This window comes from Desulfofundulus sp., assembly GCF_049701015.1.
Lineage (GTDB): Bacteria > Bacillota > Desulfotomaculia > Desulfotomaculales > Desulfovirgulaceae > Desulfofundulus.
Genome location: NZ_JBNATZ010000209.1, coordinates 3,441 through 4,366, shown reverse-complemented (window position 1 = coordinate 4,366; position 926 = coordinate 3,441). Strand labels below are relative to the sequence as shown.

Annotated in this window: 1 protein-coding gene; it reads left to right on the top strand. The window is 46.1% G+C overall.

Translation table 11 applies throughout. The annotated features are described in order from the left end of the window. Positions 1-434 precede the first annotated feature (434 nt). Positions 435-926, top strand: a 492-nt coding sequence (locus ACPLUI_RS11580; protein ID WP_424660418.1) for a thiamine-phosphate synthase family protein, incomplete at its 3' end; no start/stop codon positions are given.

The following is a 926-nucleotide window of genomic DNA, read 5'->3' as shown; positions in this document are numbered from 1 at the left end:
CGTTCGCCCTTTTCCCAGAGATGGATATCAGAACCGCAAATACCGACCTTGGTAACAGAAATAATCACCTTTTCTCCATCACTCTTCGGCTCTTCAGTTTCAAGCACCGACAATCGCCTTTCCCCTGCAAGCGATACCGCCCGCATAGTTTTTCGATACCCCCTTTACAAGTATTTTTTGCAGTTCGCAGGCCCGTGCAATAGCTTTGCTAAACAGCCAGTGCAATAATCAACGCAATAATCGTACCAAAACACAAATCGGGCATCTCCTCTTTCAATTAACGGAGGACAACAGAAATTAAGGCCTGTGTAATAATGCAACAGTGTGTAATATTTGAGCATTTTCATCTTCAATCTGGTCGCCTATAAGAATACCTCTAAAATCCACACAAGAAACTAAAAGTAATCAGTTCTTGCTTGTAAGTGGCATTGTTTTTGCACAGGCCACCAAAGGAAAGAAAATTTATAAAAGAAAGGGGCAAGAGAAAGACGACTAACCAGAAAATCGATGCTTATTATGTTCTCGGTCAAATCGTAGAAGCAGTAAACATGCTTGCCAAAGCAGAGAAGGTTTATCGACTGCTACCGGAGATCCGAAGCAACCTCGTAATGGCCAAAGAAGGAGCCCAAAATCCAGATGACATAGCAGGCATCCCCGGCAGGCTAACTGAAGTCTTCGGTAGAATCACGGCACCGGCGTACCCGGCATGGGGTGCCTCCCGTTACACAGCACGCATTCTCCTGGCAGTGCTCCAGCTCGATCCCTCGCGCCGGGCTGCAATGGAGATCAGGTATTCCGAAGAGTTAGTGGAATTAATAAAAAGGGAAGCTATTGAGATTGAGCGTCTTGATGTCAGGCCGGGGAAACCACTGACCGATATGCTAAATGAGTGCCTAAAGGACGGCAAGTTACCGACAGCCTTTTAC